This is a genomic window from Marinifilum breve (assembly GCF_003202155.1).
GTDB lineage: Bacteria > Bacteroidota > Bacteroidia > Bacteroidales > Marinifilaceae > Marinifilum > Marinifilum breve.
Genome location: NZ_QFLI01000004.1, coordinates 195,599 through 218,219, shown reverse-complemented (window position 1 = coordinate 218,219; position 22,621 = coordinate 195,599). Strand labels below are relative to the sequence as shown.

The window sequence follows — 22,621 nt, the reverse complement described above, 5'->3', positions numbered from 1 at the left end:
AAACGAGGTTCAAAGCCTCCGAATAAAGAAAACCTGTATATCATGAAAAAACGAAATTATTTGTTGCTTGTTTTTGCTCTTGTCTTTGTTGCATGCCAACCTAAGCAAAGCAAAAAAGAAGAGGTGAAAATTAGTCCTTTGGCCGAGGAAGTTAAGAAGGAGTTTGTGCGTACCTGGGATGCTTATAAAAAGTACGCATGGGGACATGATGTGTTATTGCCTTTGTCAAAATCACATCAGGATTGGTACGAGGAATCGCTGCATATTTCTCCCATTGATGCCTACAGTACCATGAAGGTAATGGGGCTGGATGAACAAGCTAAAGAGGTTGAAGATTATTTGATTGATAGCATTAGCTGGGATAAAGATTTGTATGTAAAAACCTTTGAGGTGAACATTAGAATCATGGGAGGTTTGCTTGCTATGTATGAGTATACTTACGATCCTAAAATATTATTGAAAGCGGAGGATTTTGGAAAAAGAATGTTGAAGGCATTCGACTCGCCAACTGGATTGCCTTACTACTGGGTAAATCTGAAAACCGGTGAAACCAAAGGAGCGAAAATCAACTTGGCCGAAGCTGCTTCGTATATGATGGAGCTAGGAATTTTGAGTTATTATACTGGCAATCCAATTTATTATCAAACTGCTAAGAAGGCCAATATGGCCATATGGGAAAGAAGGTCAGACCTTAATTTAGTAGCCGATTTAATTGACGTTGAAACAGGAGAATGGTTGAATGATCATTCGAACATTTGTGCTGGAGCTGATTCATACTATGAGTACTTGTACAAAAGTATGTTATTGTTTGGCGATAAGGATTCACAGAAAATGTGGGATAAAAGTATTGAAGCCATTAATACCTATGTTGCAGAAGAAGACGAAAAGAGTTTATGGTATGGCCGTGTGAATATGCATACTGCGGCGCGCGATTGTATTGATCCACATTCTGGTCGTCAGTTTGCAAGTGTTGTAACCCTTTATGATGCATTTTTTCAGTCGATTCTTGCATTGGATGGAGATTTAAGACGAGCAGAAAAAACACAGGATACCTGGAACAACTTATGGAACAAGTATGGCTTGGAGCCAATGATTTACGATTATAAAGCAGGTGAGCCAACCTATCCAGTATATGATTTGAATCCAGAAATTATTGAGTCGGCTTACTACTTGTACCACATTACAGGAAAGCCAAAATATTATGATATGGTTGAGAAATACTGGTCGGACATTAAGAAATACTGTAGAACTGAGGTCGCATTCTCGTCGGTTGAAGATGTTAGAACCATGAAGAAAAAGGATTACATGCCAACATTCTTTTTTGCAGAAACATTTAAATATCTTTACCTAACATTTACAGAAGAAACTGGCGAGTTTAATTTGGATGATTACGTATTCAATACTGAAGCGCATCCTTTCGCTAAAAAATCTTTTGAGCCTGAGAAGGTGAAGAAGAACCTAGGTTTGAAATAAAACTTAGAAATTAGATTTTAATTTGGGGCTGTTTTAGAAATGCAGCCCCATTTTTGTTTACAAATGCTGCAATATATCTTTTGCATTTGATCTGCTTTTGTAATCAGGATCATATTGAACATACTTCACCTTACCGTCTTTTCCTATAATGTAAGTGGCTGGTACAGGTAAGAGTTGATCATTATTACCATTTGTAACACTAAGATCTACACCATAGTTCTTATATCTTTTTTGCAAGTGTTCAGGTAGCATGAATTCAACTCCAAATTTTTTCATGATTTTGCTGTTTTCATCAAATAATACCGGATAATCGGCATTTGTTTTTTCAACGGTTTTATCCACGTTAACTGGAATTTCAGGAGAAACCGCTACCAATTGTCCTCCTGCTTTCTTGAATTTACCAACGTTTTCTTGTAGGTGTGAAAGGTGTTTGTTACAGTATGGACACCACTCACCTCGGTAAAACACAACAATCAATTGATCATTTTTTAAGATGTCGGAACTTTTAACAAGATTCCCATTCTGATCTTTGGCTTCAAACACAGGCGCTTTATCGCCAACTTTAAGGGAGCTTGTTTCTCTTTGAGCATAGCTTGTAAGGCTAATTAGTAATATTAATAATCCAAATATTCTTTTCATGATTTAGAATTTAAAAATAAAATACAAAATAGTCTTTTATTCTTTGAATAGGCAAACAGTACAGGGAGTTAGAGCGTTAAAGATTTGTTAATTACAAATTTGATGTTTGCGGAAATCCATAATTGTGCAGATTATCAAAGCATAGATACGTTTGTGTTTTCTCTCAAAGCCTGTAGGTGTTTCAAACATGTTTCTAGGATTTTCATCCTAGGCGATTTCCAAATTGTAAAATGTGCTTGTATTTTCATCCGAGCCCCCTCTGTGTAACACTTACCCCCTTCGGATATTCGTCCGAGGTGATTTTTAAATTGTGAAATGTGCTTGTATTTTCGTCCGAGCCCCCTATGTGTAACACATACCCCCTTCGGATTTTCGTCCGAGGTGATTTTTAAATTGTGAAATGTGCTTGTATTTTCGTCCGAGCCCCCTATGTGTAACACATATACCCCTCGGAATTTCATCCGAACCCCCTGTGTGTGCTTTGAAAGGCTTGTAAATAAAGGAAAGTTATTATAATTGATGGTTAAGTACGATTATGGGAATCTACTTTCAGAGATATACAAAAATAAATCCCTCACCAAAAGGCAAGGGATTTAAATATTGTGATACAGACTGCTTATGCTTTCTGCATTTTTTCAATCTTATAAGTGGTGTTTACACCTGCTTGGTGGAAAAGAACTCCTACTGGACACATTTTTAAAGTTTGCTGAAGACATTTTTCGATTTTTTCGTCACTAGCTTCAGAATCAATTTTTAATTCAACTTCAACATCAGTAAAAGTTGGAGCACCATCTTTTTGAGAACCGATGGTATCTACAACCAATGCTTCGAATTCAATACGCATTTTCTTTGCTACAATGTTAAAGATTGTGTTTACACAACCAGAGTAGCTCATCAAGCATACTTCGAATGCTGTTGCACCTAGGTCTTCACCGCCTTTTGCTTCAGGTAAATCAATTGTGATTTCGTGACCTCTATTGTCTGTAATTACCGATGACATTCCTTTTGTCCAGGTAGTTGTTGCTTTCATATAATAATATTTTCTAATTGATTTTTGAATTTCAGTTGGTAAATATATATAAATATCCAGATATATCAGGTTTGCCTTCGGTTAAATTGTGTTAACATGAAAAAGTTTCATGGGAAAATTCAATAATATGTCAAATTGACTGAGAGCTAAGGTGTTTATGCGACATTATTTCAGCTTTTGTGGAATGGCAAATTATTTGAAATCCAATTGACGGATTAAAACAGAGAAAAAGAATAAAACAACATAGAATATGAACTTTAATAATTTCACAATTAAATCGCAGCAGGCAATCGAGAAAGCATTTCAGATTGCTCAAGGAAATCAGCAACAGGCTATCGAAACAGCACATTTGTTGAAAGGGATATTTTCGGAAGGAGAGAATGTTGCTGGTTTTTTGATGAATAAGCTTGGGGTGAATGTCCAAAACTTTAAAATGGTTTTGGATAAGATTCTGGAATCATTGCCTAAGGTAAGTGGTGGAGAACCATTTTTATCGAGAGAGGCAAGTGCTGTTTTGCAGGAAGCGGTTAGCGTATCAAGTAAAATGGGCGATCAGTTTGTTAGTGTCGAGCATATTTTATTGGCCTTGGTAAATGGCAAAGATCAAATTGCACAATTGTTTAAGGATAATGGTGTGTCGGAAAAAGATCTTACTGCAGCCATTCAAGACTTAAGAAAAGGAGCAAAGGTTGATTCACAAACGGCTGAGGATACTTTTAATTCTTTGAGTCGATTTGCTGTTGATTTGAATGAGAGAGCACGAAATGGAAAACTCGATCCGGTAATTGGTAGAGATGAGGAGATCAGAAGGATTTTGCAGATTCTGTCGAGAAGAACCAAGAACAACCCTATTCTAATTGGTGAACCAGGAGTTGGAAAAACAGCCATTGCAGAAGGTTTAGCACATAGAATTATAAAGGGTGATGTACCGGATAACTTAAAGAGTAAGAAAATCTTTTCACTTGATATGGGGGCTTTGGTGGCTGGTGCCAAATACAAAGGTGAATTCGAGGAACGTTTAAAATCGGTAGTGAAAGAGGTGGTTGAATCAGATGGAGAGATTGTACTCTTTATAGATGAAATTCACACTTTGGTAGGAGCAGGAAAAAGTGAAGGAGCCATGGATGCTGCCAATATTTTAAAACCAGCATTGGCCCGAGGTGATTTGCGTGCAATTGGGGCAACGACTTTAAATGAGTATCAAAAATATTTCGAGAAGGATAAGGCTCTTGAGCGTAGGTTTCAAAAGGTGATGGTTGATGAACCAGATACTCTTAGCGCGATTTCTATCCTTCGGGGATTGAAGGAGCGTTACGAAAATCACCATAAGGTTCAAATTCGTGATGAGGCTATTATTGCGGCTGTTGAGCTATCGCAACGTTACATTTCTGATCGTTTTCTTCCAGATAAGGCAATTGACTTGATAGATGAGTCAGCTGCCAAGCTTCGTTTGGAAATGAATTCATTGCCTGAAGAATTGGATGAAATCGAAAGGAAGATCAAGCAGTTGGAAATTGAAAAGCTGGCCATTCAGCGTGAGGGAGATTCGAAAAAACAGGATGAGTTGGCAAGAGAAATTGCTGAACTGAATGATGAAAGATTAAAATATCGTGCCAAGTGGGAAGCAGAGCGTGAGGTGATTGATGGAATCCAGAAGAATAAGGAGTTGTTGGAATCTTTGAAGTATGATGCTGAAAAAGCAGAGCGTGAAGGTGATTATGGTAGAGTTGCTGAAATCCGTTACGGAAAGCTTAAAGAGGTTGAAGAAGAAATTGAAGCTCTGAACGAAAAGTTAAAGCAAAACCAGAATTCTGACGCTTTAATCAAAGAAGAGGTGAGAAATGATGATATCGCTGAAGTTGTTTCCCGTTGGACAGGAATCCCTGTGAACAGAATGCTGAAGAGTGAACGTCAGAAGTTATTGTCCTTGGAAGAGGAATTACATAAAAGAGTTGTAGGGCAAGAGGAAGGAATTACTGCTGTGGCTGATGCAGTAAGAAGAAGTCGCGCTGGTTTGCAAGATGCGAAAAGGCCGATTGGTTCATTCATTTTCTTGGGTACAACAGGTGTCGGTAAAACCGAGCTGGCCAAAGCTTTGGCTGAATTTCTATTTGATGATGAGAATCAGATGACTCGAATTGATATGTCGGAATATCAGGAAAGACATTCTGTTTCAAGATTGATTGGAGCGCCTCCAGGGTATGTGGGATATGATGAGGGCGGTCAGCTAACAGAAGCTGTTCGCAGAAAACCGTACTCAGTTGTGCTTTTAGATGAAATTGAAAAGGCTCATCCTGATGTTTTCAATATTCTACTTCAGGTTTTAGATGATGGTAGGCTAACAGATAATAAAGGAAGAGTGGTTGATTTTAAGAATACCATTGTAATCATGACCTCAAATGTTGGATCTCATCTGATTCAAGAGAAAATAGAAAAGATGAATTCAATCAACAAAGAGGAAATGCTCTGGCAAGCCAAAAGTGAAGTCTTAGAGTTGTTGAAGAAGAGCATTCGACCAGAGTTTTTAAATAGAATAGATGAAACTATTGTGTTTACTCCTTTGGACAGAGAGGAAGTGAAAAGAATAGTTGGCTTGCAGTTTAAAACAGTTCAACAGATGCTTTCCAAGAATGATATCAGCATTGATTTAAGTGAATTGGCAGTTGAATATCTTGGAAATCTGGGCTTTGATCCGCAATTTGGTGCCAGACCAATTAAGCGAGTGCTGCAAAAACAGGTACTAAATGAACTGTCAAAGCAAATACTGTCCGAAAACATTACAGCCAATCAAAAAATAATGGTGGATGTAGAAGGTGAAGGTCTTGTGTTTAAGAATGTTTAGAGACTTTGTATAATGAGAAAACTTATAGAACAAGAAGCTCATCCTTATGGTGAGCTTTTTTGTTTTTAGTATAACATGTAAAAAAACAGGTTTCACGGTGTAAAAATTGTCTTAATCGAAAACGAACATAAAAATAATAGAGCTTTCAATTATAAATTATACTTTGGTCCTTGAATTAGAAAATCAATTAAACCAAATTAATTTATGATTGTATTAGGAGTTATTATTGTATTAGCGGGATTGGCAATGCTATTGTTAAAGCCATTGTTAGTTAGTAAAGCGCAAGCTTTTTCGAAACTTACTTCCAGATTTTCTCTTGGAGTTATAGGTTCGGGAGTTGTTATGATTATTTTGCCATTTATGTTTTTCTGGGCAGAGCCAGGGTATCAGTATTTTGTTGTTTATCCTAATGGAGGGAAAGATGCTGTAATGACAGAAGGGATTAAATGGAGAGGATTTGCAAAAATTATTCCTTGGCAGAAATATATTGATGTTAAGGTAGTAAGCAAGGGAGAAAAGAATGATGATATTGAAGGAGTGATGAATCCTATTCCTATTCGTTTTATCGATCAGGTAACTGCTTCTGCAAAATTGTCTACTCGTTTCCAATTGCCTACAGATAAGGAGTCATTTATAGAAATGGCAATTGAATTTAGATCATTGCAAAATCTTGCTAACAATACCTTGATTCCAACTGTTCGTGAGGTGGTATCAAATACAGGTTACATGTTTGCAGCACAAGATTATATTTCTGGATCTGCATCTGATTTTAGAGTAGCTATCGAGGATCAGTTGAAGGATGGTGCTTACAGTGTAGAAAAATTGGAATATCGCGATACCATAGTTTCTTCTATTGAGGATAGCAGTCGTGAGATTAAAGAAATCCAAACACGTTATGAGGTTAAGAAAAGAAAAGATCCGAATGGTAAATTTATTCGTATTCCACATGATATTAATGAGAATAATATTATTGTAGCTCAGGTGATTGTTGATGACGTGATACTTGAAGCAGTATTTAAGAAAAGATTGGAAGCACAGCGTGATGAATCTGCAAAAAGACAGTTGGAGCAACAGAAAATTAAGACTGCGAAAGATGCTCAGGCACGTATTGTAGCTGAAGGGGAGAGAGATAAAGCTGCAGAACGTGTTGCTCAGGAAAAAGAGCAGGTGAAAGCCTTGATCTCTATTGAAACAAAATTGAAGCAAGAAGAAACAAACAAAAGACTTGCAGCCATTGCATTAGAAACAGAAAAGCTTAAATCAGCGGCTAAAAAAGTTGCTGCCGATGCAGAATCTTATCAAAATGCGAAACTGGTTTCGGCAGGTTTAACACCTCAGGAAAGAGCTCAAATCGAAAAAGAAATAGCAATTGGTGTTGCCAAAGAGATTGCTAAAATTAAATTCCCAGATGTAATGATTACTGGTAATGATGGCAAAAATGGAAAAACACCACTTGAATCATTAATTGGTGCAGCTATGGCAAATCAGTTAATGGATACGAAATTGAAAAAATAGTCCTTTTAATTTTCGAAATTCAGTTATGGCCTTCGCAGAGAAATCTGCGGAGGTTTTTTTATTTGATTACTGCAAACCGTTGCGGTAAAATTTTGAACGAAAATTACTACGAGATTAAGTTTTTGATCAATAATTACATTAATTTGCTAGTTAAACTTGTGATTATAACTGAATAATAAAATAAAACATCTCAAATGTCAAAAAGTGAATTAAAAGCTGCCTGGCTTAAGAATTATAGTACAGCGCCTGAGCAATTGGAGAAAATGGGAGAGATTAAAGGTTTAATTAGTGCCTTTAATGCAAATGTTGATGCTGTAATTAAGGTAAGTGGAAAGGATGTAGAGAAGTTGGTTGAAAACAATAAGCTTGACACAAATTTAATTATATCTGAAGAAGAGAAGGCAATCAGAAAAAACGAGGATGCAATAAGAGGTATTCTTCACTGCTTCAAAGGTGGTATTGCTGAAGAATGGTTAATTGAAGATGTTGAAGTGTTTTATTGGTTGAATAAGAATGTTGGCTACGATAAATTGCAAATGGGAGGCCAGGGAGGAATTGTTGCCAATGCAATGGCCGTATGTGGTGTGCAAAATGTTTATGTGCATTGTGCATCTGCTCCTGAAGAGCAATCTCAATTGTTTTTGGATTTACCAAATTTATTAACAACTGATGAGAATGGAGAGCTAAAACAAGCCTTTAATGTAGATCGTAAGGATGACAATGCATTAATTCACTGGATTATTGAGTTTAATAAAGGAGATACTTTAACCATTGGAGGCGAAACTTACACTTGTCCTAAAGCAAATCGATTCATTGCAACCTATGATCCGCTGAACTTCAAACTTCATATTGATGATAACTTTAATAAAAGAATGGCTAAGGATGATGTAAATCCTGAGTACATCATTTTGTCTGGTTATCAGATGTTGCATGAAACCTTAGCTGATGGAAGTAAAGGAGCAGATCGCATTGAATTATCGAAAAAGATGATTGCTGAATGGAGAAAATCTTGTCCAAATAACCTTCTTCACCTTGAAGTTGCTTCAACTCAAGATAAAGTAGTAAGAAAACATTTGATTGATAGCTTGGTTCAGGATGTTGATAGCCTTGGGTTTAATGAGAGAGAATTAATCGATATTCTTGAAGTTATTGGGGAAGAAGAGCTGGCACACGAGTGTGATCAGAATACCAATGCATCAAACCTATTTAAAGGAATGTTAAAAGTATATGATTATACCAAGTGTCCGAGAATGCAATTGCATATGTTTGGTTTGTATGTAACTCTTCAGCAAAAAGGATTTAAGGTAACTCCATTGCAAAACAGAAACGGAATGCAGTTAGCAGCTACGGTTGCGGCAGCTAAAGCTGGAACTGGTGCAATTAACAGCAAAGATGTATTAATGTGGGCCAAAGATCATAAGGTATCAGATGTTGGTCTGAACGAATTGGAAGGGTTGAGCAATACGGTTAATAGCATTTTTGGCGAAAATGATTTGTTGTCTTCAGGTATATATTCTAATGAAGAAATTGAAGTAATTGCTGTTCCAACAATTTTAATTGAGAAACCTGTTACTTTGGTAGGAATGGGTGATACCATTTCATCAGTATCATTGGTTGGCGCTGTGTAAATAAAAATATAATTGTCAATGAAAAGGAGTTTTTGGGTTAATACCTAATTGCTCCTTTTTTTGTAAATAAAAATAGCCCATGTTGTGGTACAGGGCTATTCTAACTTTCATTCAAAACTGTTTGTGTGGAACAGTTTTAGCTAACTCTAACTTAATTATACTAATCTAATTTAATCTGTCATTTACTTATTTTTCTAGTACGAAATTAGATTCAGCACCTTAATTTTTAGCTTAATTGTTGATTAATGATATTATAAAAGCATTAATCAAGGACTTTATTTTAAGAATTGGATGAAAAATATGATGTGTAGTTTTTTTCTGAAAATATTAGAATTGACAATATTAACAGAAATATTTCTTTAATAGATACTTAAAAGCGGACAAGTAATTTTTTGAGTTAAAGACTAAATAAAAATAAAAAATACAATGAATAATTTTTCAGAAAACGTTTGCGGAAATAGAAAAAATAAACTTATATTGTGGCGTATTTAAAAAGTAAACACAATTACCATTTGTAACTTTACTAATCACACAACTGATTTTCTTGTTGTTAGACAAGTAAATTCTAACCACTAACTAATCACTAACAATTAAGGCTTCGCATTCGCGAAGCCTTTGTTGTTTTGTTCGGATTTATAATATTTCCATCTAAAATTGATAAATAACTTACATTTATGAGGGATAAATAATGATTTTTCATATTTAATCGAAAAAATAATTACCTGTTTAATTATGCGAATAGTAAGAAATGTAAATACTTACAAAGAATAGGTTGTTAATAACAGACTGATATGCAATCGTTTCCTGATTGTGTTTTATAACACTAACTAATTAACTACAAAAATCTTTAAAAGTGCTTTGATTTCTATCGAAAGACATTAAAATTTGCAAAATCAATTATTATAATTCTTACGGAATAACTAAACTAATATCATTAAACAATGACACCTAAGTTTAAAGCGCAAGCCGGAACTTTCGAATCAAGCGATATCATGGTCTTGATCGAACCTGTATCAGAGGAAGCCGGTCGCCAAATTGATATTTCATCTACTGTGATGTTGCAGTTCGAAGATGATATCAAAAATACAATTAATCAGGTATTGGATGATTTGGATATCCAAAATGTACACCTGATTGCAAAAGATAAGGGAGCTCTTACGCCAACTATTAAGGCTAGAGTTGAAGCTGCTGTTAAACGTTCTTTAGGTATTCAGGAGGGTACAATGTAATGGCTAGAAAGAAAAGAAGATCAATGTTGTACATTCCGGGAAATAATCCTGCAATGATTCAACAGGCCGGAGTTTATGGTTGCGATGCTGTATTGTTAGATTTGGAAGATGCCGTGGCATTGAATCAAAAAGATGCAGCAAGAATCTTGGTTCGTAACATGTTACAAACCGTTGAATTTTACGATACTGAAGTTTGCGTGCGTGTAAATAACATGCATACTCCTTTTGGTTTGGCAGATTTGGAAGAAATCGTGCCATTGCAACCTGATAATATCAGATTTCCAAAAACTGAGTCTGTTCAGGATGTGAAAGATTTCATGAAAGAAGTTCGTAGAATCGAGAAGGAACATGGAATTAAGAAGCCAACTATGACCATCCATGTAATGATCGAAACAGCTAAAGGTGTTGCAAATGTATACGAAATTGCAGGTGCTGATCCACGAATTGATGCAATTACAATTGGAGGACAGGATTTAACTGCAGACATGGGTATCGTAAAAACTCCTGATGGAGTAGGTATTGATTATGCTCGTAAGCGCATTGTAATGGCAGGTAAAGCACACGGTTTAGATGTTCTTGATACTGTATTTGCTGATGTTAACGATGAGGAAGGTCTTCGTGAAGAAACTGAGTACATTAAGAAGATTGGTTTCGCTGGAAAAGCATTGATCAATCCTCGTCAGGTAGATGGTGTACACGAAGTGTTTAATCCAACCGAAAACGAGGTAAGAAAAGCTTACCGTGTTTATTCAGAATTTATTCGAAATAAAAACGCTGGTATTGGAGTATTTGCAATTGACGGAAAAATGGTTGATGCTCCAGTTGTTCAGAGAGCAATTACAGTTCTTGAATATGCCAATATCGATTTAAAAGAAATCGAAGAGTCGGTTGCAAGTTAACAGTTATTCCTGTTTACAAAATTGATACTAATAAAGAAACAAAATGAAGAACGCATTAGGAGTTGAAATTCCTGAATATATAGAAGGTCTTGGTGAGTTGAAACCTTTCCAGGGCGTATGGGAAAGCATTATTGGTGATGAGATTCCATCAACTAATATTGTTCGAACATTAAAAGCAAAAAAAGCTCATACTTCAAAATTGTGTGGCGATTTAAAAGAAGCAGTACAAAAATGTAATCCTTTCGATGGAATGACTGTTACATTTCATCACCACCTTCGTGGAGGAGATGGTGTTTTGATGCAAACCATCGAAATTTTAGATGAAATGGGAATCAAAGACATTACTTTGGCTTCTTCTTCATTAACATCTGCGCATGATGGATTGGTTCCTTATGTAGAGAAAGGAATGATTACCAGAATTTTCTCTTCAGGTATTCGTGGTCGTTTGGGTGAGATTATCTCTATGGGTAAATTAAAGCATCCTGCAATTATTCACTCTCATGGAGGTCGTGTTAGAGATATCTTGACCGGACGCATCAAACCAGATTTGTCTGTTTTGGCTGCTTCAGCTGCCGATGAGGAAGGTAATGCTACCGGAGCTCACGGACCATCTGCTTTTGGTTCAATGGGATATGCCGATATTGATGCTCGTTACTCTAAAAATGTAATTATTGTAACAGATAACCTTGTAGATTATCCATGTGTTCCTGGTTCAATTCGTCAGCACTTTGTTGACCACGTTGTAAAGGTTGACAGTATTGGTGATGCTACCAAGATTGCATCGGGTACTACTCGTATTACAAAATCTCCAATGGATTTACGTATTGCTCGTATTGCTGCAACAGTTATCGAGCATTCTGGTTTGTTCAAAGATGGTATGTCGTTCCAGGTAGGAGCGGGTGGTGCTTCTTTGGCTGTAGCTAAGTTCCTTCGCGAGGATATGAAACGCAAAGACATCAAAGGTAGCTTCATGATTGGTGGTGTTACTTCTTACGGTGTTGATATGTTGGAAGAAGGATTGTTCCAGGCAATTTTTGATGTACAGTCTTTCGATGCTGCAGTAAGTACTTCAGTATTGAATAATCCACAGCACATCGAAATTACATGTGATCAATATGCAAATCCAAACAACTGTGGTGCAATGACCAACAAATTGGATGTAGTTGTGCTAGGTGCTTTGGAGGTAGATGTTGACTTTAATGTAAATGTAATTACAGGTTCATCAGGTGAGATTCGTGGTGCTTCTGGAGGTCACTCCGATACAGCTTCAGGTGCAAATCTAAGTGTAATTGTTTGTCCTTCTTTCCGTGGTCGTTTGCCAATCGTGAAAGATCGTGTTCACACAATTGTTACTCCTGGTGAAAGTGTTGACGTAATTGTTACTGAACGTGGAGTTTGTGTAAATCCTTCTAAACCAAACCTTGCAGCTGCATTGAAAAAAGCAGGTGTTAAAGTTGTTGACATTAAGGATTTGAAAAAAGAAGTAGATGCAATGACTGGTATTCCAGCGGAAAAACAATTGGGTGATAAAGTTGTTGCCTTGGTTGAATATCGCGATGGTACCATTATTGATGTGATTCACAATGTTGAAAATCTATCTTAACAGATAGTTGATATAAAGAAAAGTACACCCTAATTGTAATTTTACTTTTAGGGTGTAATTTTATAAGTCTTTAAAGAGATTTGCAGGAATGAGTGATGTGTTAGGGAAAATATTAAAGGCAAGAGATCAAAGATCTGTTTTGCGAAAAGGAATTTCAGAGTCTGGACAAGAATCTTTAAGTTTGAACCTGAATATTCCAGGATTTCCAAAGTCTGATGATAAAATTCATTCTTGTTTTAAGCAGGTATTGGCTGAACTTAAGCGCCATTTGTTATCGCATAGAATCTTGATTGATTCAAAGCAAGAGCACTGTGCTGTTGATGTAGCTGGCGATTTCTACTTGGTTCCACTTCTTGAAAATTCCTATTCAATCGATGAAATAAAGCAAATCACCGAAAAGTTTGAAGAAACACATTCTTTGGGTCGTTTGTTGGATGTGGACATCACCAATTCCAAAGGAGGTCCGGTATCTTCGGGCAAGGCAAAGTTGTGTTATTTCTGTAACGAAAAGCCAGCTTTGGTATGTATGCGAGAGCAGAATCATTCTTATGCTGACATTCGACAGAAGATTACTGAGGATATGGATCAATATCTATCCTTGATAAGGAAAGATGAGGTTTGTAAAAGTTTAGCATCGAATGCTTTGAAATCTTTATTGCACGAGGTGGCCTTATCACCCAAACCGGGTTTGGTCGATAGGAATTCCAATGGTTCGCATGACGACATGGACTTTTCTACTTTTATCGATTCCGCATCGGTTTTGTCGGTTTACTTTAAGGAGATTGCTGAATATGGTTTTTCCTATACAAATAAGGATTTGAAAGAAGCTCTTCCTGAGTTACGACGTATTGGTTTGCTCATGGAGGAAGATATGTTTCGTGAAACCAATGGAATAAATACACACAAAGGAGCAATCTTTTTGTTGGGATTCTCTTTGTTTGTGAGTGCGCATCTAATCGCAAAAAGAAGTTTTTCCTATCAAGCTTTTGTAGATCTGATTAAAGATTTAAATGGCAATTTGGTAGAGCGCGAGTTGGGAAGGAAGTTGTATAATGGAAACCAAACGCATGGTGAAGTTTGTTTCGAGAAATATGGAACGAAAGGACAAGGCATTCGTGGTGAAATACAGGCTGGTTTACCAAGTGTATTTCAGCATGCAATTCCGGTTTTAGAATCCCATTTGCAGAACAAGCAGCGCACCGATGATAAAATCTTACACAAATCTTTAACCCATGCCTTACTGGCTTTAATTGCCAATAACGACGATAGTAATATTCTATATCGAAAAGGAGTTGAGGTTTTAGATGGATTAAAGCAAAAAGCCAACGAAGCATTTTTGAATTTCGAGAATGATCAATTTGAAGTTCTATACAATGATTTGATCGATTACTGTGAAAAAAATCACATATCTCCGGGAGGTTCGGCTGATTTATTAGCGGTTTCTTATTTTATCTTTACCGCAAATAAGCAACATGCCTAATTTTCATTTATAACAAAACATTAAGATAAAACAAATAACATATATCATGATTTTGGATTCTTCTTATATCTCTGAAACATATCGAAAAAGCATTGATATTTGACAAAATCCAATAATATTGACTCTTGATTTAAAAACTATCACACACACCTAACAAAACTAAACTAACGGAAAAAATGGGAGTTGAAAATACTGATTACAGAGAAGAATCTTTGGATCTGAAGAACCCCTTCGATATAAAGCTGGTTACCGAGTTTTTGGAACCATTGGGATTTGATTTCAATAAGCATGAGGTTGATTATACAATGATTTTGTATAATCTAAACGATGAGGTTATTGGAACAGGATCGTATAAGGGGAGAGTTTTAAAGTATGTTGCTGTAGCGCCAAAATTTAGAGAAGGAGCTGCATTTGCACAAATTGTAACTCACCTTATTGATTTGGTAATATTAAAGCACAAGCACATTTTTGTTTACACAAAGCCACGTAACCTTGAGGTGTTTAAGGGGCTTGGTTTTACCGAGATTGCAACGGCAGAGCCATTGTTTTCTGTTTTGGAGTTTGGTTACGAAAACATCAAAACTTACCAGGACTACTTGCGATCGGTAAAAAAGGACGTGAGTGTTGGCGATATTGCAGCTGTTGTTGTTAACTGTAATCCATTTACCAAGGGACACAAGTATCTAATCGAGAAAGCATGCAAAGAGAATAGGTTGGTATACCTTTTTGTTGTTGAAGAAGATCGATCTTCATTTACCTTCGATATTAGATGGAGGTTAATTAAAGAAGAAATGGGCCATATCGATAATCTTGTAATGGTAAAAGGAGGGAACTATGTAGTTTCAGGAACCATTTTCCCATGTTATTTCTTAAAACAAGAAAAAGAAAGTGACATTTCTGCTAAACAAGCCGAGTTAGATGTAATCACTTTCTTAAGCTACATTGTTCCGGTTTTGAATATCAACAAGCGTTATGTAGGAACCGAAATGTATTCTCCGGTAACTGCTGCTTATAACGAAGCTATGATCAAATATCTTCCAAGCAATGGTGTTGATTTACTGGAAATACCAAGAATTACTTGCGGAGGAGAAGATAATTATATTTCAGCATCGAAAGTAAGACAGGCAATACGAGAAGATCGATTGCAAGAAGTTTTGGAATTCCTTCCTAATTCTACAAAGAACTTCTTACTTTCCGATGAGTCCTTAGAAGTAAGAACGAAAATTAAGAATACGGTTTCACGACATTAATATATCCCCTTTCGGGGAGATTGAAAATATTTAAGAGTTGTAATTGTTGAATTTTGTAATTCAATTGATTACAGCTCTTTTTGTTTTGATAATAGTTTGTGTCTAATTATAAAAGTCATCCCTAAATACCCAACCAAATTGCAAGAATATGTAGCTAAAAGTAATCGGAAAGTAGCAAAAGGGAATGTGTAAGTAAGAAGAAGGAACGAGAAAGTAGAAAGAAGTAATGTGAAAGTAAGCGATGGGAATATTTATGTCGATGAAACGACCGATATAAAAACAAAAAGGAATCGATAAGTAACAGTAAGTACTGTGAATGTAGAAGGAATGAACGAAAATGTAAGAAGAAGTAATGTGTAAGTGGAAAGAATGAATGGAAAAGTAAGAAGTATGAATGCGTAAGTAAGAAGAATGAATGAGAAAGTAGAAAGAAGCAATGCGTAAGTAGGAGAAATGAATGCTTTTATATCCATAAGGAATGGGGAAGTAACCAGAAGTAATATAAAAGCATTGTAAATAGTCCTACTATTTGTGATGTGTACAAACTCAAGGTATTATTTTCTAATTTTTTGAAAGAGTAATGCCAAGCCAGTAGGTTTACTGTTGTATGTATATTTGGCATATATCAGGTAAAACAAAAGTAACAAATTAAATAAGTAGTTAAAATAAAGAGGAATGTGGTAATTCTTACTGGTAATATCATCCACCAAAATGTAGGTAAATGTAAACACTTCACCCCAAAACCAAAGCCAAAGAAATATTTCGCTTACATCATCTGTTTTTCTGGTTTTAAAAGTGTGTATTACCTGTGGTAAAGCACAAATGGCAAATAATAAACTACCAATCCAGCCAACTACTTCATTCATTTTAATCCGTTTTTGATATTTAGGGCAAATGTGCTAAAAAAAACTTGAAAATTAATGAGGGGGAAACTAATTTCTCTGCACTAACAGAAGAGTGCGATCGTCGTCGAATTTAGATACATTGTAGGTTTTGGTAAGTTCTTCTTCTATGTCTTGTGGCTGCAGTTCACTATCTAGTTTAAACTTGTTTAATGAATGAAACAATGCATCATCTCCAATCATTTCATTGTTCTTGTCGTTAACCGCTTCGGTATAGCCATCCGTGTAGAATAAAACTTTATCTCCTTTGTTAAAATCATGAACCAAACTTTGATATTTGGTTGTTTTTATAACGCCTAATAAAGTTCCTACAATGTTTAATTGAGATATGGTACCTTCCGATTTGTTGTAGTAATATGGACGTAAGGCACCAGCAGAGGCAACGCTGATTTTGTTTCGCTTGGTGCAAATCGAAATCACACTTAGAGTAGTAAACACCTCGGTGAGCTGCATGTCTTTAAATATGTATTGATTGATGATATCCAGAAATTTTCCAGGAGACTTTACAAAATCAAATTCCTGACGATTCAGGAAAAAGTTGATTGTACTTCTGATATATGCAATATATGCTGGAACAAAGAACCATGCATCCCATTTTTTCCCCATTACATCGCCCAGTACAACAATTTTACAATGCTCATCCACATTAATAATTTCATAATAATCGCCACCAGGCAATTTATCGTATGGCTCGTGTAATATGCGGATCTGGAAATCATTTAATTCATCTGAAAACTCATTTTCAAATCGGATTGGCGATCTTTTGGCTGCTGTGTTTAAAGCATTAAGGTATTTGTTCTTCAGCTCATGCTCTCTTTGGATATTCGAGTTAATTTGATGGACAATTAGTTTAGCATCTAGGTTTTTATACAAAAAGGTGCTGATTTTTAACTTTAAAAATTCATCCATCTTTTCAGAATCTGCCGGATCTGAAATTAGCAAGCTCAAAGGTACGTGAGTCGATGTGATTTCAACAATTTTATCGAGAATCACCATTGCCCATGCAGCGGCATCATCGATAATGATTCCCCAATTATTAGCTCCCTGCAGAGCCATGAAAAAATCGGAATCGGTATAAACAACTTTAATATTGGTTTTTACAAGTTTGCGTGGAATTGGAAAAGGTCTGGTTCTGTTGGCGCAATAAATGATTGTACCCTTTTCGTAACTAATGTCCGACTTTTCTTTTCCTGCGATAATTTCTTTTCTGAGGAATGCCTTTTTTAAGTGCGAATTAATTTTTGAAACAAATACCTTTTGCTTGATTGGTTTTGTTATAAAATCATCGGCACCATCGTTTAGGTTTTTTATCCAGGTTTCTTCTTCGTTGTTACCTGATAAAAAGATGAAAGGCGTATGCTTGTATTCGGGGGTGTTCCTAAAATGACGCACCAACTCATTGCCATCCATAAGAGGCATGTAGAGGTCCGAAATTATTAGATCAAAATGCTCGGCTTTGGCTTTGTCAATGGCCTCAATACCATTCTTTGCCAATGTTGTTTTGTAGCTTAAGCCTTTTAGTGTAAACTCTATAAACTTAAGCACAACAACATCGTCATCTACAACGAGTATATGCGGTGAGGCCTTGGCCATATTGGCTTATTATTCTGCCGAGAAGCTGTTTACACAAGCGGTAGGATCCTGTAAAATTTCAAAAATAGAATCCAATTGCATTAATTCAATCAATTCCATTACATCTTTATTGATATTGCAAAGCTTTATTTTGCTTTGGTGCTCTTTTGATGTTTTTAGGGCAGAAATAAGTGCTCCAAATCCAGAACTATCAATAAAATTAATATCTTCAAAATCAACAACAAGTCTTGTTTGTGGCTGAGTTAAAACTTCGTTCATCTTATCTTTTGCAATGCCAGCATTTAAAGCATACAAACGATTGGTCTCGCAAAGTTTCATTATCGTAACAGAATCAATGTTTTTGGTTTCAATATTCATGGTAAGTATGGTTTAAAGTTTTTTTAGGTTTGATCTAAGTTCATCAACGGCCAGCGGACATTTTGAAAGAAAACACTCAACCAAGTCGGGAATGTGCTTCATTTCAACATCATTAGTCGTTTCGTGCATCACATTACTCCAGTTCTTTTCATCTTCAGGACTTAACTCAACACCCTTTTCTTTTTTTATCTGTAACTCAAATTTAAGATTTCCTTTTGAAAAATGCTCTAATTGTTCCAAACAATCTCCAATACTATCCATTCCCATCGTTCGAACTGATGATTTTGCTTTGTGTGCAACAGCTCCTAATCCTTCCCAGTTTTGTGTTTCAAAATAGTTCGAAACCTCTTCTGTAAATTCTGGAATCTGTTCGATAAAAATCTCGATCATTTCTTCGATAATACTAATGTCGTTACCTGACATTTCCTTTAAATAGGATAAATCGGTGAGTTGTTCTCCTTGAGTCATTCTGCAGGATAAAATAATAATCACAAATCAACAGGAGTATTTTAAAAGCCCTGTAAATCTGTGTGGTTTTTACTTCATATAATATTGCAATGATACTAATTTATTTTCAAATTACCTATCTGTTTTAGGATTGAGTAGAGGCATAAAATTCTGTTGTTTAGTGGATGTTTTGTTCCACTTTTCTCTTTTAAGGAAACATTTTGTTTTATTATCAGTATTAGTGTATAGAAAAATTAAATTTGCATTCGTTACCCATTAAACACAAATCGTTAACAAACTACTAATCTCTATGAATTGGAAATTTACTATCCTATCTGTTTTATTGCTTACTTTTTTTACCTCTGTACATGCTCAAGGTTTATTGCATGTTAAAAAATCGGACTACCTCGAAGGAGTTAAGGAAAGAAAAGCTACCTATAAGAAAATTCTGCATGCAATCGAACTTGGTCAAAAAGGTAAAGGTTTTGTGAGTCAGGCTATACCCCTGTTTAAGGAGGCGCATCAATTGAATTCTGAAAATGCGGAGTTGAATTACAATTTAGGTGTATGTTATTTGATTTCAGGTCCAAGAAATGAGGCTTTGACATATTTAAAATCTGCACAAAAGCTAAACGCCGACATTAGCGAAGATATTCACTTCTTACTCGGAATGGCATATCAATATCGCAATGATTTTAATAAGGCAATTGTGCAATTTAAAATCAATATTGAATTGGTTCAACAGAACAATTACAAGGACAAAAAAGACTTAATAGCATTAAGCGAAAAGCGAATAGGTGAGTGTAAGAATGGAAAGCAATTTTTGAATAACACTTCAGGTTTGGAGGTTGAGTTGATGGAGGATGTGAATTCTGCATATGATGAATTCAATCCGGTATTGAATGGTAATGACTTTTATTTTAGTTCAAGAAGGGGAAATGAGAAGAACTCAAGATCATTGGAAGATCAAAAGTTTTATGAGAAGATTTTTGTACAAGATACGTCTGAAAATATTTACAGCGTATCTGTAAATACACCAAGTAAATCCAACCTTGCTTTAATGTCTTTTATAGATACAGTTCCAATTATTTACCTAGGAGGAGAAGGAAATGGAGATGTGTATTTTGCAAAAACTTCAAGTGGAAAATGGGGAAAAGGTAAAGCGTTAAAGTTTATAAATGAGAGTAAATCCAGAGAAAGTTCGGTGTGTACAGGCAAAGATGGCAATGAGATTTACTTTATCAGTGATAGAAAAGGTGGTTTTGGAAGCTGCGATATTTATTACTGCACAAAAGAGGAGAATGGTAAATGGTCGAAACCAATAAATATTGGTGGAGATATTAATACCGAATTCGATGAAAGTGATGTTTTTATCTCCAATGATGGGAAGAGTTTGTACTTCAGTTCTAAAGGGCATAATTCCATGGGAGGGTATGATATTTTCAAGTGTGAAAGAAAAGAATCAGGAGAGTGGGGGCGACCTCAAAATTTAGGATTTCCAATAAATAGTACAGACAATGACATTACCTATTTTGAGGATGAAACTGGTCGATTCTATTTTGCTTCTGAAAGATCAGGTGGAGTAGGTGGTTTTGATATCTACAGAGAAAAGGAAATTCTTGAAAAAATTGAAGAACCTGTTATTCTTGCAGGGCAAGCAAGTATTCAAGAGGTTCCAAATGAAATAAATAATGAGAAAATGGGAGCTCCTCTAATGGCTAAACCGGTAGTCGTTTCTGATATTCCTGTAAAGAGACAGCCTGAAGTTATTGAAGAGATAAAAATGAAAGAGGAGCTGGTACAAGAAGATTTTGTTTACAGAGTTCAAATTGCTGCCTGTAAAAGAGAAATGGGACCAAAAGATTTATTTCAAAGGTACAAAGGCGGAGATGTTATAGAACACCTATATATTGAAGGTTGGCACAAATATACCATTGGAGGCTTCCCTACTTTCGAAGAAGCTGCTAAATATCGCGATTCATGCGGTGTACAAGATGCTTTTGTTGTAATTTTTAAAGGAGGATATCGATTGGGAATTGCAAAGAAAACAGGAGGGGTAAAGTAATTTCAGGATTGGGTTTTTATCTGAGAAAATTTTCTACATTTGCACTAACAATAACGCAAACATAATTCACTAAGTTTTTTCTTAGGTAAATATTAATGGGATTGATTTTATTCAATTGCTTGGTATTACCTTAAATACAAAATACAATGAAAAGAACAGCTTTCACTAGTTTTCATGAAGAACTAGGTGCAAAAATGGCACCATTTGCAGGCTATAACATGCCAATTGAATACACTGGAGTTAAAGATGAGCACGTATGTGTTCGTGAAAAACTAGGTGTTTTTGATGTATCTCACATGGGAGAGTTTTGGGTAAAAGGACCAAAAGCTTTCAGTTTCGTTCAAAAGCTTACAACAAATGATGTTGCTGCTTTATCTGATGGAAAAGTACAGTACAGCTGTTTTCCAAACGGTGAAGGTGGTATCGTAGATGATTTGTTGGTATACAGAATTGACGAAGAAACTTATCTTTTGGTAGTTAATGCTGCAAATATCGAGAAAGATTGGAACTGGTGTTGTAAGAATGCAGAAGAAATGGGCTTAGAAGTTGGTAAGGAGTTGTACAATGCTTCTGATGAAATTTGCCAGCTTGCAGTTCAAGGTCCATTGGCTCTTAAAGCAATGCAGAAAATTGTTGATGTTCCAGTTGAAGGTATGGAATATTACACTTTCAAGAAAGCTACTGTTGCAGGAATCGAAAATGCTATCTTCTCTACAACTGGTTATACTGGTTCTGGCGGATGTGAAATCTATGTAGCAAACGAAGATGGTGAGAAACTTTGGAATGCTGTAATGGAAGCAGGAAAAGAATTCGGTATTCAGCCAATTGGTTTAGCAGCTCGCGATACTTTAAGACTTGAAGTAGGTTTCTGTTTATATGGAAATGATATCGATGACAATCACACACCAATTGAAGCAGGTTTAGGTTGGATTACCAAATTTGTTGATGGTAACGATTTTATCGATCGTGAATTCTTCGAAAAACAAAAAGAAGAAAAACCTAAGCGTAGATTAAAAGGTTTTGAAATGATTGACAGAGGTATTCCTCGTCAAGGATACAAGATTGAAGATGCTGAAGGAAACGAAATTGGAGAAGTTACTTCTGGTACAATGGCTCCAATGGTAAACAAAGCAATTGGTATGGGATATGTAAAAGAAGGATTTTACAAAGCAGATACTGAAATCTTCATCCGTGTTCGTAAAAAAGCACTAAAAGCAAAAATTGTTAAAATCCCTTTCTATAAAGGATAATTTCAATTTCGAGATATTAAAAGCAGGTACTTATTTATAAGTATCTGCTTTTTTTGTGAAAAATAGGAGGAGAGTTATAACATAAATTCTTACATTTGTTTCTCTCTTTTGAGCAAGTGAAGAGGTAAATCTGACAGTTTCTGAGCTTTCTTGGGGTGATAAATCTCATGTTGTCCTTTCAGAATGTATCAAGAATTCGAAATATTGCCATTGACTTGATAAAAAAGAGAACAAAAATAAAATATTTTCTGCGGGTTAAATTGCTGTTTTTCAGACTGTAAATATTAATCTATATGAAGGGGGTGGAAATGATTATTTTTTTGTTGAAAAACATAGAAATTAAGAACTAAAATCATTTCTAAATAAATTTTTATTTGCAAATTTGCCTCAGGATATGGAATAATACAAAAATTTAAAAC

At 35.6% G+C, this 22,621-nt stretch carries 17 protein-coding genes; 11 read left to right on the top strand and 6 right to left on the bottom strand.

The features are described from left to right. Positions 1–42: 42 nt before the first annotated feature. A complete protein-coding gene (locus tag DF185_RS10875; RefSeq protein WP_110360776.1) occupies positions 43–1,473 on the top strand; it encodes a glycoside hydrolase family 47 protein in 1,431 nt (476 codons plus the stop codon). Positions 1,474–1,530: 57 nt separating this feature from the next. Here DF185_RS10875 and DF185_RS10870 read toward each other — a convergent pair whose 3' ends face one another. Further along, positions 1,531–2,112 (bottom strand): peroxiredoxin-like family protein, encoded by a 582-nt coding sequence (locus tag DF185_RS10870; protein ID WP_110360775.1) that lies wholly within the window; start codon positions 2,110–2,112, stop codon positions 1,531–1,533. 616 nt (positions 2,113–2,728) lie between these two features. Then, positions 2,729–3,142, bottom strand: coding sequence for an OsmC family protein (locus DF185_RS10860; RefSeq protein ID WP_110360773.1), 414 nt, complete (start codon positions 3,140–3,142; stop codon positions 2,729–2,731). A 250-nt stretch (positions 3,143–3,392) separates the two neighbouring features. Here DF185_RS10860 and clpB point away from each other — a divergent pair, with 250 nt between their 5' ends. The 8 genes from clpB (at position 3,393) to citC (ending at position 15,588) form a co-directional block, all read left to right on the top strand. Next, positions 3,393–5,984, top strand: a complete 2,592-nt coding sequence (gene clpB / locus DF185_RS10855) for an ATP-dependent chaperone ClpB (protein ID WP_110360772.1) — start codon at positions 3,393–3,395, stop codon at positions 5,982–5,984. 204 nt (positions 5,985–6,188) lie between these two features. Beyond that, on the top strand, positions 6,189–7,499 hold the full coding sequence (locus tag DF185_RS10850) for a cell envelope integrity TolA family protein (RefSeq protein WP_110360771.1): 1,311 nt from the start codon (positions 6,189–6,191) through the stop codon (positions 7,497–7,499). Between the two features lie 194 nt (positions 7,500–7,693). Beyond that, positions 7,694–9,127 (top strand): ADP-dependent glucokinase/phosphofructokinase, encoded by a 1,434-nt coding sequence (locus DF185_RS10845; protein WP_110360770.1) that lies wholly within the window; start codon positions 7,694–7,696, stop codon positions 9,125–9,127. A gap of 941 nt (positions 9,128–10,068) precedes the next feature. Further along, a complete protein-coding gene (gene citD / locus DF185_RS10840; protein ID WP_110360769.1) occupies positions 10,069–10,356 on the top strand; it encodes a citrate lyase acyl carrier protein in 288 nt (95 codons plus the stop codon). Continuing rightward, complete coding sequence (locus DF185_RS10835; RefSeq protein WP_110360768.1) at positions 10,356–11,255, top strand: HpcH/HpaI aldolase/citrate lyase family protein; 900 nt, start codon at positions 10,356–10,358, stop codon at positions 11,253–11,255. The genes citD and DF185_RS10835 overlap by 1 nt, the downstream gene beginning before the upstream one ends. 43 nt (positions 11,256–11,298) lie before the next feature. After that, positions 11,299–12,858, top strand: a complete 1,560-nt coding sequence (citF, locus tag DF185_RS10830; RefSeq protein WP_110360767.1) for a citrate lyase subunit alpha — start codon at positions 11,299–11,301, stop codon at positions 12,856–12,858. 88 nt (positions 12,859–12,946) lie between these two features. After that, positions 12,947–14,338 (top strand): triphosphoribosyl-dephospho-CoA synthase, encoded by a 1,392-nt coding sequence (locus DF185_RS10825; RefSeq protein ID WP_110360766.1) that lies wholly within the window; start codon positions 12,947–12,949, stop codon positions 14,336–14,338. A 176-nt stretch (positions 14,339–14,514) separates the two neighbouring features. Then, positions 14,515–15,588, top strand: coding sequence for a [citrate (pro-3S)-lyase] ligase (gene citC / locus DF185_RS10820; protein ID WP_110360765.1), 1,074 nt, complete (start codon positions 14,515–14,517; stop codon positions 15,586–15,588). Between the two features lie 554 nt (positions 15,589–16,142). On the opposite strand, the gene DF185_RS10815 is transcribed toward citC, so the two are convergent. The 4 genes from DF185_RS10815 to DF185_RS10800 all read right to left on the bottom strand — a co-directional run bounded on the left by DF185_RS10815 (position 16,143) and on the right by DF185_RS10800 (position 18,908). Then, positions 16,143–16,454: a PQ-loop repeat-containing protein gene (locus DF185_RS10815; RefSeq protein WP_110360764.1), complete on the bottom strand. Its 312-nt coding sequence runs from the start codon at positions 16,452–16,454 to the stop codon at positions 16,143–16,145. 66 nt (positions 16,455–16,520) lie between these two features. Beyond that, entirely contained in the window at positions 16,521–18,083 is a 1,563-nt protein-coding gene (locus tag DF185_RS10810; RefSeq protein ID WP_110360763.1) for a response regulator, read from the bottom strand. A gap of 9 nt (positions 18,084–18,092) precedes the next feature. Continuing rightward, positions 18,093–18,440 (bottom strand): STAS domain-containing protein, encoded by a 348-nt coding sequence (locus tag DF185_RS10805; RefSeq protein WP_110360762.1) that lies wholly within the window; start codon positions 18,438–18,440, stop codon positions 18,093–18,095. A 12-nt stretch (positions 18,441–18,452) separates the two neighbouring features. Next, entirely contained in the window at positions 18,453–18,908 is a 456-nt protein-coding gene (locus DF185_RS10800) for an Hpt domain-containing protein (RefSeq protein WP_110360761.1), read from the bottom strand. 289 nt (positions 18,909–19,197) lie between these two features. Between DF185_RS10800 and DF185_RS10795 the strand changes: the two genes are divergently transcribed. Then, positions 19,198–20,952, top strand: a complete 1,755-nt coding sequence (locus DF185_RS10795; protein ID WP_110360760.1) for a tetratricopeptide repeat protein — start codon at positions 19,198–19,200, stop codon at positions 20,950–20,952. A 146-nt stretch (positions 20,953–21,098) separates the two neighbouring features. Then, positions 21,099–22,202, top strand: coding sequence for a glycine cleavage system aminomethyltransferase GcvT (gene gcvT / locus DF185_RS10790; RefSeq protein ID WP_110360759.1), 1,104 nt, complete (start codon positions 21,099–21,101; stop codon positions 22,200–22,202). Positions 22,203–22,621 lie beyond the last annotated feature (419 nt).

Bases quoted from the DNA above. Each gene is read 5' to 3' on its own strand.
- DF185_RS10870 (WP_110360775.1), bottom strand. From the start codon at position 2,112: ATGAAAAGAATATTTGGATTATTAATATTACTAATTAGCCTTACAAGC.
- DF185_RS10805 (WP_110360762.1), bottom strand. From the start codon at position 18,440: ATGAATATTGAAACCAAAAACATTGATTCTGTTACGATAATGAAACTT.
- DF185_RS10815 (WP_110360764.1), bottom strand. From the start codon at position 16,454: ATGAATGAAGTAGTTGGCTGGATTGGTAGTTTATTATTTGCCATTTGT.
- DF185_RS10835 (WP_110360768.1), top strand. From the start codon at position 10,356: ATGGCTAGAAAGAAAAGAAGATCAATGTTGTACATTCCGGGAAATAAT.
- citC (WP_110360765.1), top strand. From the start codon at position 14,515: ATGGGAGTTGAAAATACTGATTACAGAGAAGAATCTTTGGATCTGAAG.
- DF185_RS10860 (WP_110360773.1), bottom strand. From the start codon at position 3,142: ATGAAAGCAACAACTACCTGGACAAAAGGAATGTCATCGGTAATTACA.
- DF185_RS10850 (WP_110360771.1), top strand. From the start codon at position 6,189: ATGATTGTATTAGGAGTTATTATTGTATTAGCGGGATTGGCAATGCTA.
- gcvT (WP_110360759.1), top strand. From the start codon at position 21,099: ATGAAAAGAACAGCTTTCACTAGTTTTCATGAAGAACTAGGTGCAAAA.
- citF (WP_110360767.1), top strand. From the start codon at position 11,299: ATGAAGAACGCATTAGGAGTTGAAATTCCTGAATATATAGAAGGTCTT.
- clpB (WP_110360772.1), top strand. From the start codon at position 3,393: ATGAACTTTAATAATTTCACAATTAAATCGCAGCAGGCAATCGAGAAA.
- DF185_RS10810 (WP_110360763.1), bottom strand. From the start codon at position 18,083: ATGGCCAAGGCCTCACCGCATATACTCGTTGTAGATGACGATGTTGTT.
- DF185_RS10845 (WP_110360770.1), top strand. From the start codon at position 7,694: ATGTCAAAAAGTGAATTAAAAGCTGCCTGGCTTAAGAATTATAGTACA.
- DF185_RS10875 (WP_110360776.1), top strand. From the start codon at position 43: ATGAAAAAACGAAATTATTTGTTGCTTGTTTTTGCTCTTGTCTTTGTT.
- DF185_RS10795 (WP_110360760.1), top strand. From the start codon at position 19,198: ATGAATTGGAAATTTACTATCCTATCTGTTTTATTGCTTACTTTTTTT.
- citD (WP_110360769.1), top strand. From the start codon at position 10,069: ATGACACCTAAGTTTAAAGCGCAAGCCGGAACTTTCGAATCAAGCGAT.
- DF185_RS10825 (WP_110360766.1), top strand. From the start codon at position 12,947: ATGAGTGATGTGTTAGGGAAAATATTAAAGGCAAGAGATCAAAGATCT.
- DF185_RS10800 (WP_110360761.1), bottom strand. From the start codon at position 18,908: ATGACTCAAGGAGAACAACTCACCGATTTATCCTATTTAAAGGAAATG.